This is a genomic window from Nodosilinea sp. LEGE 07088, from assembly GCF_015207395.1.
Lineage (GTDB): Bacteria > Cyanobacteriota > Cyanobacteriia > Phormidesmidales > Phormidesmidaceae > Nodosilinea.
The window spans coordinates 13,882-31,930 of sequence record NZ_JADEWX010000056.1; the positions used below are offsets into that span (position 1 = coordinate 13,882).

At 57.1% G+C, this 18,049-nt stretch carries 14 protein-coding genes and 1 pseudogene; 9 read left to right on the top strand and 6 right to left on the bottom strand.

What is annotated here, in order from left to right; translation table 11 throughout:
- Positions 1–73: 73 nt before the first annotated feature.
- The 4 genes from accA to IQ254_RS14265 form a co-directional block, all read right to left on the bottom strand.
- Complete coding sequence (gene accA, locus IQ254_RS14250; protein ID WP_193966820.1) at positions 74–1,054, bottom strand: acetyl-CoA carboxylase carboxyl transferase subunit alpha; 981 nt, start codon at positions 1,052–1,054, stop codon at positions 74–76.
- A gap of 148 nt (positions 1,055–1,202) precedes the next feature.
- The gene (locus tag IQ254_RS14255) at positions 1,203–2,255 is read right to left on the bottom strand and encodes a long-chain acyl-[acyl-carrier-protein] reductase (RefSeq protein ID WP_193966821.1); all 1,053 of its coding nucleotides are present in this window, start codon (positions 2,253–2,255) and stop codon (positions 1,203–1,205) included.
- Between the two features lie 160 nt (positions 2,256–2,415).
- Complete coding sequence (locus IQ254_RS14260; RefSeq protein WP_228040714.1) at positions 2,416–3,111, bottom strand: aldehyde oxygenase (deformylating); 696 nt, start codon at positions 3,109–3,111, stop codon at positions 2,416–2,418.
- Positions 3,112–3,478: 367 nt separating this feature from the next.
- Entirely contained in the window at positions 3,479–3,667 is a 189-nt protein-coding gene (locus tag IQ254_RS14265) for a hypothetical protein (protein ID WP_193966822.1), read from the bottom strand.
- A 183-nt stretch (positions 3,668–3,850) separates the two neighbouring features.
- On the opposite strand from IQ254_RS14265, the gene IQ254_RS14270 reads away from it, so the two are divergent.
- From IQ254_RS14270 to lnt, 6 genes and pseudogenes are all read left to right on the top strand, one after another.
- On the top strand, positions 3,851–4,840 hold the full coding sequence (locus IQ254_RS14270; protein WP_193966823.1) for an ABC transporter ATP-binding protein: 990 nt from the start codon (positions 3,851–3,853) through the stop codon (positions 4,838–4,840).
- 159 nt (positions 4,841–4,999) lie between these two features.
- Complete coding sequence (nblR, locus tag IQ254_RS14275; protein ID WP_193966824.1) at positions 5,000–5,695, top strand: response regulator transcription factor NblR; 696 nt, start codon at positions 5,000–5,002, stop codon at positions 5,693–5,695.
- 67 nt (positions 5,696–5,762) lie between these two features.
- Positions 5,763–6,350: a DUF192 domain-containing protein gene (locus IQ254_RS14280; RefSeq protein ID WP_228040696.1), complete on the top strand. Its 588-nt coding sequence runs from the start codon at positions 5,763–5,765 to the stop codon at positions 6,348–6,350.
- A 101-nt stretch (positions 6,351–6,451) separates the two neighbouring features.
- Positions 6,452–6,610, top strand: a pseudogene (locus IQ254_RS14285) (YbaY family lipoprotein); the annotation flags it as partial.
- Between the two features lie 313 nt (positions 6,611–6,923).
- Complete coding sequence (gghA, locus tag IQ254_RS14290) at positions 6,924–9,410, top strand: glucosylglycerol hydrolase (protein WP_193966833.1); 2,487 nt, start codon at positions 6,924–6,926, stop codon at positions 9,408–9,410.
- A 78-nt stretch (positions 9,411–9,488) separates the two neighbouring features.
- A complete protein-coding gene (lnt, locus tag IQ254_RS14295) occupies positions 9,489–11,075 on the top strand; it encodes an apolipoprotein N-acyltransferase (RefSeq protein ID WP_228040705.1) in 1,587 nt (528 codons plus the stop codon).
- 36 nt (positions 11,076–11,111) lie between these two features.
- Here lnt and IQ254_RS14300 read toward each other — a convergent pair whose 3' ends face one another.
- Both IQ254_RS14300 and IQ254_RS14305 read right to left on the bottom strand, forming a co-directional pair.
- Positions 11,112–11,846 carry a cupin domain-containing protein gene (locus tag IQ254_RS14300; protein ID WP_228040707.1) on the bottom strand — a complete coding sequence of 245 codons (735 nt, stop codon included), beginning with the start codon at positions 11,844–11,846 and terminating at the stop codon, positions 11,112–11,114.
- A gap of 68 nt (positions 11,847–11,914) precedes the next feature.
- Positions 11,915–14,212, bottom strand: coding sequence for an NACHT domain-containing NTPase (locus tag IQ254_RS14305; RefSeq protein ID WP_193966826.1), 2,298 nt, complete (start codon positions 14,210–14,212; stop codon positions 11,915–11,917).
- 259 nt (positions 14,213–14,471) lie between these two features.
- On the opposite strand from IQ254_RS14305, the gene IQ254_RS14310 reads away from it, so the two are divergent.
- Genes IQ254_RS14310 through IQ254_RS14320 form a run of 3 tightly spaced genes read left to right on the top strand, consistent with a single transcriptional unit; the run spans position 14,472 to position 17,997 of the window.
- Positions 14,472–15,890 (top strand): hypothetical protein, encoded by a 1,419-nt coding sequence (locus IQ254_RS14310; protein WP_193966827.1) that lies wholly within the window; start codon positions 14,472–14,474, stop codon positions 15,888–15,890.
- A 6-nt stretch (positions 15,891–15,896) separates the two neighbouring features.
- Complete coding sequence (locus tag IQ254_RS14315; RefSeq protein WP_193966828.1) at positions 15,897–17,648, top strand: VWA domain-containing protein; 1,752 nt, start codon at positions 15,897–15,899, stop codon at positions 17,646–17,648.
- A gap of 31 nt (positions 17,649–17,679) precedes the next feature.
- Positions 17,680–17,997: a hypothetical protein gene (locus IQ254_RS14320; RefSeq protein ID WP_193966829.1), complete on the top strand. Its 318-nt coding sequence runs from the start codon at positions 17,680–17,682 to the stop codon at positions 17,995–17,997.
- The last annotated feature ends 52 nt before the right edge of the window (positions 17,998–18,049 follow it).

The window sequence follows — 18,049 nt, forward strand, 5'->3', positions numbered from 1 at the left end:
AACCCACACATTAATGAGAAATTAACTCCGCTTGAGGAATGGCTTTGAGCAGCAGTATCGGCGTGATAGAGGGCTAGGCCGCTTCAGCAAAAACGCCGATCTGGCGATATTTCTGGTAGCGCAGCTGCTGCAACCTCGCGGGTGGGAGTTGCGATAGCTCAGCGAGCTGTTGGACTAGGGCCTGCTTGAGCATTTCTGCCGCCTGAATGGGGTTAGCGTGGGCACCGCCGACGGGCTCAGGCAACAGGTGATCTAAAATGCCCAGCTGCTTGAGATCCCAGGAGGTAATTTTGAGGGCTTCGGCCGCCTCCCCAGACCGACCGGCATCTTTCCACAGAATGGCCGCGCAGGCTTCAGGGCTGGCAACGGTGTAAACCGAGTGCTCAAACATGAGCAGGCGATCGCCCACGCCAATGCCCAGGGCACCACCGGATCCGCCCTCGCCAATAATGGTGCAGACAATGGGCACCGTCAGGCCAAACATTTCCCGCAGGTTATAGGCGATCGCCTCGCCCTGGCCCATTTCCTCAGCTTCGTAGCCAGGAAAAGCTCCGGGAGTATCTATAAAGGTGATGATGGGCATGGCAAACCGATCGGCGTGGCGCATCAGCCGCATGGCTTTGCGGTAGCCCCCCGGCGATGCCATGCCAAAGTTACGCACCACATTGTCTTTGGTATCACGGCCTTTCTGGTGACCTAAAATCACCACGGATCGACCATCCAGACGCGCTACTCCCCCCACCAAAGCAGGGTCGTCTTTACCAGAGGCGCGATCGCCGTGCAGCTCAATCCATTCGTCGGTAATAGCCTGAATATAGTCAAGCGTGCTGGGCCGACGGGGATGACGGGCCACCTGTAGCCGCTGGGCAGGGGTCAGATTAGCAAAAATTTCTTGGCGCAGATGGGTTGCGCGGGCCTCTAGCTGACGGATCTGAGTCGAAACATCGACATCATTTTCTTCGGCTAGCTCTCGAATTTGGGTAATGCGCGCCTCCAGTTCAGCGAGAGGTTTTTCAAAGGACAACAAAATAGACTTGCGCTCAGGTAGGGCCATAGCCAGGAAAAAACAAGTAACACGCTAAGGTGAGCGAAGAATACCCTAGTTGCCCAGAAAATCCTTGCCCGTCTGCAATCTAGGATACCAAGCCGATGTCCCCTCTGCCTAAGGCTAACCATCTAACCCTACCGGCAGGACATCTCCCCTAGGAGGGTTTTGCTACCAACGGTACGACATTGAGGTCGAGAAGCGGACGAAACCCGTGGCGCTGAGATGCCTGGCCAATCATATCCATTTTCTCGAGGGTAATTTGGTTGCGCCCCCAGGAGAAGTTGGTGTACAGCTTCTCAAACTCCAGCAGCATAGCTTCGGCAAAACAGGCAAACAGCTGACGAGCCGGCACATCCATATTCACAATATTCATGATGTGCCAGTCGATATCGAGGGAGTGCTCCACAATGCCCCCCTTCAAAACGTGGACACCTTCGTAGTTAAACCGTTGGTCGAGGTTCTTGGGGTAGCCACCGTCGATCATCAGGCAGGGACGCTTAAGACTAAGGGGGTCGACCTCAACCCCCTTAGCCATGCTGGCGACCCACACCACGATATCGGCCTTGGTTAGGGCGGTATCAAGATCCATAGCGACCCCACAGCCCAATTCATCGCGCAGGCGCTGAATACGCTCCTGGTTACGAGCAATCAACAAAAGTTCTTTGATGTCGCTACGGGCGGTCAGCCACCGGCATACGGCACTGCCAATATCCCCCGTGGCACCGCACACGGCCACGGTGGCATCGGAGAGGTTGATGCCCAGCTTGGCAGCAGCGGCCACCACCTGTTTGCAAATGATGTAAGCAGTATGGGTGTTGCCGGTGGTAAACCGATCAAATTCAAGGGTGACGTTGCGCACCTGCTGAATTTGGCTGAGGTTAAAATTTTCAAAAATGATCGATGAGAACCCACCCAGGGCGGTGATGTCGATACCGTGCTTTTGGGCGTGGGCCATAGCGTTGATAATTTTGCGGGTAGCCGCTTTGATGCGTTTAGCCGCTAGCATTTCGGGCAAAAAGCACGATTCGACATAGTGACCTTCGATCTGCTGACCGGTCGCGCTGGTGACCTTAATGGTGTCGACAATTTGGGGCGGGGCACTGCACCAAAAGTCGAGCCCCTGATCGGCATACTCTGGATACCCCAGATCTCGAGCTACAAGCTGGGCATGGTCAAGGCTAGTTAAATGTCCAATGAGGCCAAACATCGCAAATCTAGGGTACTTAGGGTAAGGCGCCGGGGTAAGTGGTGCAGGTTAGCAATTTACCTACGATAAACTGCCCAGTGCTGGATTGAATAGAGCACCGGGCAGCAGAGAGATTAGCTAGCAAAGCAATCAAGGTGGCAACCGGCGTCGGGCGATCGCCCTAGACAGCCGCTAAACCCTGGGCCGAAAGCTTCATCACTTCACGGCTAGAGAACCCAATATTGGTCAACGCTTCACCGTAGGTAATCATGAAATCTTCGACCAGGGCGTCTTTCTCCATGCCCAGCACGGCGGCGTCGTCGGCCACCTGATTGAGCATAGACCAGACAATGGGAAGGTTTTGGCGGTTGGCCACTTCTAGTTCAGCCTTGGCGGATTCAAAGTTGGCCTTGAGCCATTCTTCGCCAAAGTTGAGATGGCTGTATTCGTCCTTAACCACACCCTCAGTAATTTTACGCGCAAAGTCGTCGGCGACTGGGATGTAAATGTTGTAGGCCGAGATAGCAAAGGTTTCAATAATCAGAGACTGAATCAAGAGGCAGGTAACAATTTTGCCCTCAGCCCAAGCCTGCTGAAAATTTTGGTGCAGTTGCGCAAAAAATTTGGCGGCAAACTCCATGTCGGGGGTGACGGCCAAATTTTTACCACAGGCTTGAAAGCCTTTCATATGGCGGTTTTCCATTTTGGCTAGGCGTAGAAGATCGTCTTTAGAGTCAGGTAGTGACTCCGACAGCTGGCGGTAGTTGTCGTAGGCTTCTTGTTCGCCCTCAATCACAATGGCATTAATGCGGCTGTAGGCATCTTTGTAATGCGCTGACTGGTAATCAAGGGTCGATGTCGTCTCAAGCTGTTGCATGGCCATGGGTTCCTGCTGAGTAGCGGATAAATTCCTCAATATTAATCGCAATAATACTATGCCAAAGTCAATGGTCATCGGGTTTACCTCTGGGGGCAAAACCTAGCTCCCATTGACCTACAACCTAGGCGTGGTTGCCCTGAAACAGCAAGCCTTATAGAGAAATCGGGCCTACTGCCAAGCAGTTCATAAGCATTGCTAATGAATAAGAGCAAGCCATGCGGGCGGCGAACAAGGTGGCGCTTCTAGACCAGCTTGAATCACGGAGATGGACCAAAATTTTCTCTGGACTAGGCTCTGGATAAGCGGTTTGATTTTGCCCTCTCAATTACCCACAAAAAAATTGCCCGCCGAGACGCACAGATGCTCAAAAAAAGCTTTGGCTAACCATTGAGCCAAGACTAGGGGTGCTGGACAAAAACAGCGGTACAGAGCTGAGCGGAGCGGGCACCATGTCGCCACGGAAATCGAGCATCTGTACCAGTATCAAATAGCCCATGGCCAGCAGTAGAGAAATAGCCCCGGTCAAAATAGCAATTAGCTTAGAGCGATCCATAGCAGTGTCTTGGTTTCAGTGAATGGCATTGCGCCTCGGGTCAGTCGATTTTACCTGGCTCAGAGCTGGAGTTGAGCCCCTGGGTTATTACCATAGTGCCATTGGGTGGGTACCCTAACAGCGCTATGCTGGCATCACTCCTAGGAGCTGAGGCAGTTTTATCCAGTTCTACAGGCAAGTCTCATGGGCACTGCATCGTCACCAGCTGGGCTAACTAACAAACCCGACGCCGCTCCGGCTATTGTGCACACCCAAGGGCTAAGTAAAACCTACCGTACTGGGTTTTGGCTCAACCAACGGGTCACCGCCCTCCAGCCCTGTTCTCTCACAGTTCACCGGGGTGAGACGTTTGGTTTGCTGGGCCCTAACGGGGCTGGAAAAACTACCTTGCTGAAGGTTTTGCTCGGTATTATTCGCCCGACAGCGGGCACAGCGACGCTACTGGGCCATCCACTGGGCCACAGTAGCGTCAAGCAGCGCATTGGCTACCTACCGGAGAATGCCTACTTCTACGATTTTTTGACCGGGTGGGAGTTTTTGCAGTATAGCGCTGGGTTATTTGGCCTATCGCGGGCGACCCAACAGCGCCGCATCACCGAGCTGCTAGATTTGGTGGGGCTCCCCCAGGCGGCGGCTAAGAAGAAGCAGTTGCGGCATTATTCTAAGGGCATGGTGCAGCGGGTGGGCATGGCCCAGGCGCTGATCAACGACCCGGACATGGTGTTTCTCGACGAGCCGATGTCGGGGCTGGATCCCACCGGACGGTTTCAGGTGAGGGAGATCATTTTGGCCCTGAAGCGCGAGGGCAAGACTATATTTTTTAACAGCCACATTCTGTCGGATGTGGAGGTCATCTGCGATCGCATCGCCATTCTCGATCAGGGAGAGCTGATTGCCAATGGCAGCCTTGACCAGCTGTTGGGCAGCGCCGACCAGTATGTGGTGAAAGGCCGGGGCGGTCGGCTTGACGAGCTGGCCCCCCGACTTGAGCAAATAACGGTGCAGGGCGACCTGTGGCAGGGCCATGTGAAGGGGGATCCCTACGATTTTGCCCATCAGATTCCCCTGGCCGGTGGAGAGCTGATTGCCTTGCAGCAGACGCGCCCGACCCTCGAAGATTTCTTTATTGCCAAAGTTGGACAGCGGCGCGGGGCCAAGGCCACCCTTGAATGAGCAGTAGACCCTGGGGCGGTGATCTGGGAAGTCTACCCCTCAGGGCTAGGGAATTGAACGCTGGGGGGCAGGCTATAATCGCCTTACGTTACTGGCTTCACTCTAAAACCTCCTGCTGTGACCCCATTCACCGGTGCCCTAGGGCATTAATTCACTTTTATGGGCACAACTACCGCCGACAGCGGCAATCAGATTCTGCTCGTTGGCACCAACGAGAGCCAGACTCGCCAGATGGCGTTTGATCTCCAGGAGGCCGGCTACAAGTCTGTGGTTGCCACCAGCACCAAGGCAGGTCTGGCCCTGGCCAGGGAGATCGCCCCGGCGCTGATTGTGGTCGATCGCCTGCTGGGCGGTGAGTCGGGGCTAGCGCTGTGTCAAACCCTGCGCAGTCAGGGCATTAAAGCACCTATGGTGCTGCTGATGGTGAAAGACACCCTAGAAGACCGGGTTGCCTGCCTAGAATGCGGTGCCGACGACTATTTTCTCAAGCCCTACCGGGCCGACGCTTTCTTAAGAATGGTGCAGCTCTACCTACAGACCACCCCCGGAGAGACAGCAAGTCTGCGCTTTGGCGATCTGGCGCTAGATTTGGAGAGCCGCCACGCCCTCAGGAGCGATCGCGTGATCGAACTCACCATGAAAGAATTTGAGCTCCTCAAGTACTTGATGGAGCACCCGCGGGAGGTGCTGTCCCGCGAGCAAATTTTAGAGAACGTATGGGGCTACGACTTCATCGGCGAATCAAACGTAATTGAAGTGTACGTGCGCTACCTGCGGCTCAAAATTGACGGCGAAGACGACAAGCGGCTGATTCAAACGGTGCGGGGCGTCGGTTATGTGCTGCGCGAAAGTTAGCCGAGCCAAGGCTAGAATAAAACCGCCTCAAGTGAGCGGCTGTCGTTCTTATAGTTTGGTTTTTATCATGCCCTACGGCTTTGATCGCCGGATGGTCTCCCGATCACACCTCTGGTTTCAGCGCGGGCTGATGTGCAGTCTGGTCATGGGCACCCTAGTACTGGCATCAGGGTGCGGGCCGACCCAGTCTACGGCCATCTCGACCCCCGCTGCATCGACGCCCGTTACGACCACAGCTCCTACGGCTACAGCACCGATGGCATCTTCCCGTGGCCAACAGTTAGCCGTTACTGCCGTGACCACCCTCGGCGGTGAGGAGATTTTTTTGGAGGTGGCCGCTACCCCTCAACAACAGGCCATGGGGCTAATGTATCGCGACGCCCTGCCCGACGACCGAGGCATGCTGTTCCCGATGGGGCGGCCACGGCCGGTGAGCTTTTGGATGAAGAACGTGCCGGTACCGCTAGATATGGTGTTTATCTACAACGGCACCATTCAGGCGATCGCCGCAGATGTCCCCCCCTGCGCCGCTGACCCCTGCCCCACCTACGGCCCCGGCAGCCAGCTAATCGATCAGGTGATTGAGTTGCGGGCGGGGCGAGCTGCCGAACTCGGGCTGGCCGCAGGGGATGTAGTAGTGATTTCACAGCTGTAACGGTGGGTTTAGGCGATCAGCCCTAGATAGCGTCATTTTCCCTGGCCAAACGTTGCTAAACCCATCACCTACCGGCCTCGCATCGCCATACCCCCAGTGCGGTTTTGGAGGTGACCCCGGTGGATATCAGCCGAGCCGATGCCCCAGCCATTGTGTTGGCCTCCCAAAGCGCTATTTTTGGCGAGCGACAGGTACCAATTCCCTTTGAACTGGTCTATGACCCCGAGCAGATTGACCCACGTTTTTCCTACGAAGGTTGAGCCCGTGACGCCCTAGGGCGATGCCTAACTTCAGGCCAAAACACAACGAAACTCTATCGAGACTGTCCAGTTTTCTCTATGCTGTGTATATAAATTGGATGAATCTGGGATACGGGTAAACAGCCTTGCCAGGGCGCTTGTTACACTAGCGCCAGTCCCTATATGGCGATGCGATGGTTATGGGTATAGCTCCTCACTACTGCCCTACCAGGTCATCGTGCCGTAGCAACCTGTCAATCTACCTTTAGAGCCTAGAACCCCCGTGACCGTCAAAGACTCAGCACCTACCCTGCCAACCGTGGCCCAGCCCCCGCTGCAACCCCTGGTTTATTTGATCGAAGACGAAACCCAGACGGTGCTCGACTGGGCGGCGACAGTAGCCAGTTCAGACGACACCTACTTTCGGCGAGGTCAGCAGCTGGCCCGGCGACTGGGGGCCCACTACCGCCGCGATGGCCTGACGGAGTTTGGCTTTTGGGCACCGGCCCTGGTGGCCGACATCATTCAGTCGGAGCGCACCCTGGAGCTAGAAATTCTCACGCCGCTCGAGCCCATTGACTTTAGAGCGCCCCAACAGACGCTGCGGTTTCAGCGCGATCGCCTGCCGGCCATGCAGCAGGGCGAGTTTGTCTGGGCCGTAGTAGCCGGGGTCAAGCCGGGCAGCTGCAAGCGAGCGGGAAGTTTTTACTGGCTGCGCTATATCGATGCCGAGGGGCGACTCAACTATATTCGCGACCCGCTGGCCTACTCGCTGCCCTACGGGGTCTTTGCCCCCGCCGAAGTCTACGATCTCAAACGGCTCCAGCAGCGGCGAGCTGACCTGGGTTACCTGGCCCGCAGCGCCGCCCCCAAAGGCGGTATCGATCCTGAGATTCCTCGGGTGCCTGCCCCCACGAACATTCTGCAAATTCATGTTAAAACGGCCTCTGCCGAAGGCACCCTTGAAGGGCTAACCCGCATTTACCAGGGCATTGCCGAGAAGGTCATAGCAGGCGAAGCGCTCACCCCCGCCGAAGCCGCCTACACGGGCTATGACGCCATCCAGCTCTTGCCGGTCGAACCCACCATTGAGTATCGCCGCGAAGACACCAACATCGAGCACGAGTTTTTTGCCATTGTCGAAAACGGCAACAGCGAGGCCCTCAACACCGGCCTCACGATTACCCTGCGCCAACCCAATACCCAAAATTGGGGCTACGACGTGCCGATTCTAGGATCTGCCGCCACTAATCCGGCGGTACTGGGCAGCCTGCGCCCCGATGAAATCGTGGACTTCATTGCGACTCTGCACACCTTCCCGGAAGAGCCAATTCAGCTGATTTATGACCTGGTCTATGGCCACGCCGACAACCAGGGTTTAGAACTGCTCACCCAGCAGTTCTTTAAAGGCCCCAACATGTATGGCCAAGACCTCAACCACCAGCTGCCCCAGGTGCGAGCCATTTTGCTGGAGATGCAGCGGCGCAAAATCAACACCGGGGCCGACGGCATTCGCGTCGATGGCGGCCAAGACTTTCGTTTTTTTAACCCCCTCAGCGGGCGGGTAGAGCAAGACGATGTTTACCTGCTCGCCATGAGCGATGTGGTGCAAGACATTCAGGGCTATCGGCGACGGCTGTTCACGATTTTTGAAGACGGTCGCCCCTGGCCCGAACCGGGCTGGGAAGAAAAGTCGACCTACCGCGAGCTAATTGATGCCAAGCCCGGCTCATTTCAGTGGGGGCCGTTGATCTTTGCCCATAACACCCCGACGCTGAAAGGCTTTTGGGATCGCAAGTGGCGACGGGTGTGCGAGGTCATCTTTCAGGGCGACCACTGGATTACCGGCTGCGGCAACCACGACACCGTGCGCCGGGGCAACCAGATCGATCTCGATGCCGACATCAACTGGAACCTGGGCAACACCCTACCCCAGGCCCTCAATCGGGCCTATAACAATTCGGCCACCCTGCTTTGGGTACATGGCTTTAGCCCCGGCCTGCCGATGGATTTTCTCAACGCCACTCTGGAGACGCCCTGGGGGTTTTTTCGCAACACCGACGATCGCTACGGGGTCAAGGTGGTGTCGGAGGAAGTGGGCTTTTTAGACTGGGAAGTTGAGCCAGAGCTGTACCTAGAACCCCACGCCTTTCTTCAGCTGAAGGCGCTGGGGTTTGCCACGCTGGAGCAACTCCAAGACTTTGCCAAGGCGCTGCGGGAGGCGATGGTCGAAACCGACTACAACCTCCAGGAAGTCGCTGCGATCTGTCAGCACTGCCTGGGCACCGGGGTAGATGGGGTAGCCTGTGAGGTACCCGCCCTAGAGGAGCTCAACCAGCCCAGCTTGCCTCGGTTTTTGGCCACCCTAGATGTGCCTAAGCTGAAGCAGTTTGCCATGGCCTTTATGGAAGACAGCCACGACATTTGCAATGTGTCGCACTATTTTGACATCGCGAACCCAGAGATCTGCCAGTTTGGGGTAGCCCTGCGACAGTTTCGGCGGCAGCGACCCTGGCTGCGAGAGAACCTGATTGGCCGCGATCGCTTCAACCGCATCAGCGACGACGAACGCACTATTTTCTATGGCTACCGCATCGAGCCCCACCCGCCGAGCGATCGCGCCCCGGAAGAAGTGGTGATGGTAGCCCACATGGGAGGAACACCGATGACGGTCAATCTGGGCGACTGGCTGCAACTCGATCTAGACGCCTGGCAGGTCAAGTTAACCACGCCCGGCATGTCGGTGGGCGATGACCTGCGCTCCTTTGAGCTACACGATGGGGAAGGCCTACTGCTGGTGAATGCCGCTACGGCCCAATGAAGGCGCACAGGGCTACAACCCTGAACTCCCCTGAGGGATTACCCTAGGGCTGGTAGCGATCGCATCAGGGTCACATTTATGATGAAATCGGCGGCATTGGCGCTGCGATCGGGAATCCAGCTCTGGAGTTGGGAGCGGGCCGGGCTGGTAGTCTTCAGCGGCTTGGTGGTGACCCTGGCATTGCCACCATGGAGCCTGTGGAGTCTGGCCTGGCTGGGGTTGGTGCCGCTGTGGTGGGTGGTGCAGGCTACCCAACCGGGGCTGGCAGCGGTCTATGGGCTGCTGTGGGGGCTGGTGTACTACGGCATTTCGCTAGCCTGGATCACCCACCTGCACCCGCTGATGTGGATGGGGGTGCCCTGGCTGAGCAGCGTTGCGATCGCAATTTTTGCCTGGATTTTCATTGTGTTTTGGGGTGCCGCCTGCATTGCTGTCTGGGGCACGGCAATTGCCTGGGCCACTCGCCACTGGCCCGATCAACGCCTCTGGCTAGTGCTAGCCGGTACCGCTCTCTGGTGTGCCCTTGAGGCGCTGCGCAACCAGACTCCCCTCGACTGGTCGCCCCTCGGCCTCACCCAAAGCCCCAGTAATCTTTGGATTTTGCACCTGACCCGCCTATCGGGACCGTCGGCGATCACTGCCATTTTGGTCGCCACCAACGGTCTGCTGGCGATCGCGATTCCCTGCCCTTTTCCCAGTTTTCCATTGCCCGCGTTGCGCCGCCGTAGGGTTGGGCTGATAGCCCTAGCGCTGGTCATGGCCGGGCACCTCGTGGGGGCTAGCCTATTCGCCACCACCGCAGCGGCACCAGCGCGCGCAGCGCTCACCCTCGGCCTCATTCAGGGCGACGTGCCCACCCGCGAAAAGCTGACGCCCCAGGGGGTTAACCAGGCTCTTCAACGGTATACCGATGGCTATCGTGCCCTGGCCGAGCAGGGAGCAACGGCGGTGATTACCCCCGAAGGCGCGCTACCCCAATTGTGGAATCCAAATTCACCCCAAATTGCAGCCCTGCTGCAAACCGTTAGCCAGGTCGGGGTGCCGCTGTGGCTGGGTACCTTTGCCCCCGAACCGGGGGCAGAGCACACCGAGTACACCCAAAGCCTGCTCGAAATCCGCTCCGATGGCCAATATCACGGGCGCTACGACAAAGTGCAGCTGGTGCCCCTGGGAGAGTACATTCCTTTTGAGGCGGTGCTGGGTCGGTTGATCAAGCGGCTCTCCCCGTTAGGTAGTTACCTGGTACCGGGCCAGCCAGGGCAGTCATTTATCACCTCTGTCGGCCAGGGCATTGTGGGGATTTGCTACGAGTCGGCCTACAGCCGCCTGTTTCGCCGCCAGGCCAAGGCGGGGGGCGAGTTCATTGTCACCGCGTCGAATAATGACCCCTACCCGGTGTGGATGATGGTGCAGCACCACGGCTTTGACGTGCTGCGGGCGGTGGAGAGCGATCGCTGGGCGCTGCGGGTTACCAATACCGGCCTCTCGGGCCTGGTGGATAACCACGGTCGCACAATCTGGCTGGGGCAACCTCAGACCTATCTCACCCACTCCGCCACCCTAGAGCGCCGCCAAACCCTGACCCCCTACCTTCGTTGGGGCGACTGGCTGACGCCGCTGCTGCTGGGGCTGACGCTGGTGTTGGGTTGGCGAGGCGCTGATTAACGACCGGCTCTGGGGGGCGATCGCCGCTCTCGGAGCCTAGGCCCACCGCTCAACCGGGGTTTGAATCTCAGGCAGATCGGCGGCGCTGACTCCATCGACCAGGGTACGCCGCAGCATAGGATTGTCGCGGTGGGTAAAGCCACCCTCGCTGTCGGGGTGAAACACCACGATGGTCAGGGGATGCTCGGCGGTGCAGAAGCGATGCAGCTGGCCCGCCGAAATCCAGAAAATGTCGCCAGGGCCAACCCCGGCAGTGGTTTCCGGAGTTTCAACGATCCCGGCCCCGGCTATGACTAAACCCAGGCGATCGCTGGGATGGGTGTGCAGCGTTTGCTCAACCCCAGCCGGGAAGTACATGGCGTTTAAGCAGGGGTCACCCACAATCACCGGGGGAAGCAGCAAACTGCTGGTGCCGCCATTGATATAGGCCAATCGCCCCGCCGACTCCAGGGGGCCACCCAGGCTAAACATCCCCCGGTAGGTCGGACAGGTGATGACTAAGCCGCTGGCATTGTGCCCTTTGAGCTGACCTGCCTCGGGCAGACAAAAATACATGCCCTGGGCGAGTCCAAAGGATTGCGTGGTTTTACCCCGGCCATCGTCCAGCTGCCGTTCTAGCGTCGGCGACCCGGCGTAGATGAACCCAAAATGCGTACCGGAGTTAGGGAGCGACAGAGTACCACCCTGCCAGGTGCCCATGCTGCCTGGATAGCCCTCAGGCCCCAAGCGTTTGACCGCAGGCGTTGCAACAGAATAGAGCGTGAAAGTCATCGCAGGTATGGTGGTGAGTTGGCACAGGGTTCAGCCTTTTGGCCCCCTTGCTTAGACCCTACCCTATGCTAAGGCAGGGGCAAAAACAGAGCGGCTTGCAGCGACTGACGCAGCTTGGGAGACAGCATACAGCCATCGCTATTGAGACATTGAACCAGGAGCAGCGTGGTCGCGTAGTACTGCTTGAGCTGAGTTTTTTCCTGGGGGGTGAAATGCCAGTCCTGGCCGATGTGGTGGCGGCTTTTGGCGACTTCTCGGGCCTGATCGGCCACCTGCCGCACGGTGTCATCGTCGGCGGCATGACCTTTGAGCCGCTGCCACAGGGTTTTGAGGGTTTGGCGGGCCGGATTGTCTAACCCCCCCGAGTCCAGGGCAATTTGAATGGCGATCAGCATGACGGCATTGGCCGAACTGGCGTTAATAATTTTGGCCTCGCGATCGGCACGAGCATCGTGAGCTTGGGCAACGGCAATGGCCTCGGCCAGGCTCATATCCTCCAGCATGCGGGTGAGAAAGCTAGCGCAGACCAGCAGGTTAACGGTTTTGTCGAGGGCCAGGGCAGCGGCGCGGTTTTCGTCGATGTCAAAATCGATATCGAAGCAGAAGGCGCGAGCAGCGGCGGGGTTAAAGGCAGCAAATTCGGGGGCGGTGGCGCGATCGCATACCTCCTGCAAAAACCGCTGTAACCGGGGCGAATCGGCCAAAAGCTGGTCGATGGTCTGCTTGAGGGGCAGCAGCAGCCGCGAGGCATCTCGCAGCATTTCTGTCGTGAGCAAAATCACCTCCTGCCAGCGTCGGTCGGTGCCGTAGCTGGCTAGATCTTGAAGAGCCTGCTCCAGAGAGAGACTATTGACGGCGATCTCGCGGGCCACAAAAAATTCGTGAAACGTGAGGTGAGAAAAGGAGTAAATTCCCTTTGCCCGCTCGATCAAAAGGCCATGCTGAGCCTCGATCGACTGTAAGATCACCTCACTGTCGATTTGCAGTGCCTCAGGGTCGGCATCGGTATCGGCCAGGTTGCAGATATAGTCGGCAATATACTGCTCAGCAACGCTTTTTTTAAAAAATAGTTCTTTGCCTTTGAACGTAATCAGAGCCAGATAGCTCAGCAGATCTTCTTTACGCAGATGAGACAGATTTTTATACACCTGATCGCGCTGAATGCCCCGTTTTGCATCCCACTTCTTCAGCAGCGCATCAATTCCTTCCCGATACAGTTCTGAACGGCTGCTGGGAAAGCCCCCCGACTCTTCGAAGGCCAGACAGATCAGGGTCAGCAGCAGCGGGCTGACCGCTAACTGCTGAATGCGAGGATGCTGGTTTAGCTGCCTGATAAACTGGCCTGGACTGACCGGCTTCTGGTTAAACCACTTAGCAGCAAATGCCTCTATTTGGCTCTCGTCAAAATCAGCGACCTCAACCTCGGTAAATTTCTCAAACACATAGTCCCAGGCCGCGATTCGGCAGGTCATAATAAATTGATTCTGCCAAAACTGTTCCGAAAAGCCTCGAATTTCTTTGATGACACGCTGGTGATCCTCACGCCGGACTTCATCCAGACCGTCGAGTAAAATCAGCGCTTTACCGGCGGCAAAAACCTGCTGAAAACTATCAACCAGGGCTGGATAAACCGCCTCAGGGACGTGGTAGCAGTCAGCAATATAGTCCAATAGGCTAGCGGCTTCATTCGCCTCAGCAAAGTCCTTAAGGGTAATAAAAATGGGTACGCGATCGGGCTCAAATTTTCCTTCGTTACACTGAATGGCCAGGTATTTCAGGAAGGTGGTTTTTCCGGCTCCGGGCTTACCCAAGATGATTAATTTTTTGTGGGTTTTAACGGCCTCTAAAGCGGGCATCCGTTCTTCAACAATGGCCCCCAAACCGATGCGCTCAAAATCGTTAGTATCGCAACTGTGCAGCAGTTCTTCTATGTGCCGGTAGCGACGGCCAGAAATTTGCTCCAGGATATTGACGCTGGCATAAATGTCGTTGACCTCGACGGGGTGAGACATATCGAGCACCCGCATGGTGCCGCAGCGCTCGCGGATACTGGGGTAGACCTGCTGCCGCAGGGTTTGCACCTGGGCATCGAGACCGAGTTGAGGTATGGCAACTGCCGGTGGGCTGGGGGCAAGGGTTGGAGGGTTAGCTAGGCCCGCGATCGCCTGCCAGTCGAGGCCCAGGCGATCGCAAATCTGCATAAAAATCGCCTGGGAAATGGCCTCGCCCTTAAAGAAATTGGTGATCGGCTGGCGGCTACAGCCCACCTGCTCAGCCAGGCGAGCCTGAGTCAGTCCCGCGCGGGTGAGGGCCTGAGCGGCCAACTCGACCCCCGGGGGCGTGGCCCTGAGGGAGGGCTTCGCCATGGCAACATTCCTCACCCAACAACAGCCTTATTCTACTTAGCCCAGCCAAAACTCAGACATTACCCTTACAAAAGCTTAGCTTCACGGCGTTTGAAAGGATTTAATCAAACTTTACTTTACTTTTACTCATGATTTAAGTAGGATTTATTGTGTCAGCTCCACAGGGTTTGTTGACAGGAACTCCTGCCAGGCCTGATCTACCCTGAACGGCTCCGGAGCTGTTTATCTGGTTCAGGGTGCGCAGGTTCGAGGAAAACCCTTGCCCGCCGTTGCTAGTTCTGCGGTGTACACCATGGCCAATCCACCCGCTGACCCCCAGGGGCGATCGCCCACTCGGCTACAAGCGCCTGACCCGCCCGATATCTCTCCCTTTTCAAACCTGATTCCCTGGTTTTGGCTGGGCTTGATAACGGTTTGGGTTGCGTTCTACATCTTCGGCACGCTCTGGCACGGTAGCCCAACCGCGGTCAGGTGTGGGGCGCTTAACTCTGGCCAAATTGACTGCACCCTAACCTATAGGGCTTTGCTGCGATCGTGGGATTGGCCGATTGCAGAGGTCGAAACCATCGCGATCGAGACCCGGATTGACACGGCGGAAGACGCAGGCAAAAGAACTAGCTACGTGGCGCTTTTGCGATCGCAGGGTGAGGAGTATGTAGTCAAGACCTATACCCGAGCAAATGATCCAGAACTGGAGATTTGGCATCACCGTCTCCAAACATTTATGGAACAGCCCGAGGTGGGTCTATCCATTGCTGTTCACTACAATCCCTGGCAGCCGATCATCAATGTCCTGGTAGTGATTGGCTTTCTTGGCAGCTTCCTGGGCCTGGCTTTGCTGCTGCCAATTCTGGCCGGTTGTTGGCTATTGATATTTTGCTGGGCCAATTGGTTTATCGATCGCCTCAGAGCCACTGACTATCGGCGCCTGGCAACCCATGCCTATCGTGCTGGTCTCAACGCTCTGGCTTCAGGCCTATCGTTCACAAGCCTCAAAATTCGTCATTTTGGACTCTCCGCCATGGCTCTCTATTCCCGACACTATAGGCATCATCTCCCTCAAACGCTGATTTTACTGGTAGCGCTGACCCTGGGCAGTTTTGGCGTTGTGCTGTGGGTGGGGTTGCGCTGGGTTGTGGTCACTAGCGTTTTGATCATTAGCGGGGCGGCTGTCGCCACCTGGCAGCAACAGATCGATCGGCACAGGCGACTGCTTTCAGCGCCATCCAATGCGGCTAATCTGCTGCAAAAAGACGTTTTTCTAAGCCACCTGAATCATGTGGAGCACCAGTATTCAGATATTCCTCAGTCGCTGTGGGTATCGGCTCGTCAACAAGCAGAGGCGATTCAAGCCGTTGCGGCCCAAATTGCGCAAACAGAGTCAGCCTTTATCCCCGACTTGCTAGAGACTCTGCACACGGTTTTGGATCTAGTCGAGCAGTTAGCCCAGGCTTTGAGGGCCGTGCGGGAGGTAAAAACCTACCGTTATCAACAGCTTGCTCAGCAGCAGCTCTACAGCAGCCAAAAGCGCCTTGAGCAAACCCGCGCCCGGCTACAAGAGCTGTGCGACCAGATGACGTTAACCACCCTGCAGCAGTCGTCAACGCCGCCGACTGAAATTTCGACCTGGCTACAGACCCTGATCGCAGAAAACGAAAACGGCATTTTAGGAGAGTAGAGAACCATGAAACCACGGCGCTTCAAATTGTGGCTGGGGGTAGGGCTATGCCTGAGCGGGCTATGGGCCTGTAGCTCTCTGCTGCTTACTTCCAGCGGATCAATACAGTCGTTTGAATCTGCCGATCGCTACCTGCACCAGCGGCTGCTGCCCAACATTCAGGTTGAGTCGCAGCTCGTTTCAGATACCGCCGCCTACAACGCGGTCATTCCGCCCCTGGCTGACGCGGTGCCCGACCCCGACGCCTATCCGCTGTACGGGGCGCAGCCCACCAGCGATACCGAGGTTGTCTATATCGAGATCTACAGCTCTGCCGAAAAGGCCAACGGCAGTCGAGCCGACGAGCGCTGGCTGGTGGATGTGGCGGAGGCGTTTAACCAGCAGCGGCAAACGATTTCCTCCGGGCAGGTGATTCAGGTGGGGGTGCGCAACATTCCGTCGGGTCTGGGGGCGCAGATTTTAGCAGCAGGCAAGGGTAAGCCCGCTGGCTATACCCCGGCCCACGGGCTATGGCTAGAACTGCTGAAGGCCGATGGCATAGTAACGACCCCGATCGCGCCAGCTTTAGTCGCTAACCAGGCGATCTTTGCCCTCCAGCCCCAGGTGTACGAAGCCCTGGCCGAGGCAGGAGAGGTGACCTTCGATCGCGTGGTTGCAGCCATTCTGGCGGGAGAGTTTGAGGTCGGGTTTTGCAACCCCTACATCGCCTCCCCGGCAATTAATTTTCTGTACACGCTGCTGTGGCGGGCGGCGGGCCACGACCAGACCGGTGCCCCACTGCTGGTAGAAGATTTAGACGACCCGGCGGTGAATTCGGTGTTTGCCGCCTTTCAGCAGCAGATTGCCCTGACAACTCCCACCTACCTCGATCTGAAGCAAATCTGGCAGCAGGATCCCGACGCCTTTCAGGCCATCGTTATGTCGCGTCAGAGCTTTGTGAACCTGAAAAAGGAGCCGGAGTTTGCCCAACTGGCGGAAGTACCCTTTGGAGTTCCCGAAACCTCGCCCCTGGTCGCCTTCAACTGGACCAGCCCCACCGAGCGCGAGGCGCTCAAAGCCTTTGCGGCCTTTGCCACCACTGCCCCCATGCAGCAACTGGCGGTCCAGCAGGGGCACATTCAGACTGACTATCTCCAGCAGGGCGACTTTCCGCCGCTGCCCTCGGGAGAAGTGCTGAAGGCCGCCCAAACCTTCTGGAAGCAGCGCAAAGACGGCGGTCGCACCGTCTATATGGAACTGGTGGTAGATACCAGCGGCTCGATGGATCAAAACAACCGACTCAAGGCGGTGCAGGAGGCGCTGCGGTTCGCCAGCCAGCAGATTAACCCCGGCAACCAGATCGGGCTGGTGACCTTTAGCGATCGCCCCATCCGCCGCATTCACCTGGCACCCTTTAATGAGCTAGAGCAAAAGCGGCTGTTTACCGCCATCGACCAGCTCCAGCCCGATGGCTCTACAGCCCTCTACGACGGTGTGGCGGTGGCCCTGGCCGAGCTGATGGAGAAACAAAAAACCGACCCTGACGGCCAGTTTTATCTGCTGCTGCTCACCGATGGCGATCGCACCGACGGCCTAACCCTCAATCAGATTCAGGCTGTCATCCAGCAGAGCGGCGTGCGGGTTTACCCCATCGCCTACGGCGAAGTCAACCACCGGGAGCTGGCGGCGATCGCGGCGCTGCGGGAGGGGGCGGTCTACGAAGGCACCCCTGAACGGGTGCAGGTGCTGTTGCAAGACTTGTTTCAAACCAATCTATAAGCAGGCCAGATTGCCAATAGGAGAACAACCCATGGCCCTCAATACAGCGCTATGCAAGACCCTAGGAGTAAGCTGGCTGGCATTTATGGGAGCTGGCCTGCTCATGAGTCGGGTCTTGCCGATTCCAGAACTCACCCTGCTGATCGACCACAGCTATTGCCCCGATGCCCAGTGGCAGCCTGTTGCCCATGCCTATGGCCAGATCTATCGCCAGCATCAGCGCCGACAGATACGGATTAAGCAGGTCATTTTATTTAACCCGCTGGGTTCAGAACTGGGCAGTCCTAAGTTCTTGATTGGATTTCTAGGCCGCCAAGTCAGGTGCACCAGCGCTGGGGCAGGAGTCTAGCTTAGCGGCGATGAATTTAGACAAAAGTAGAGTGGGCGGACTGTTGGGAAAA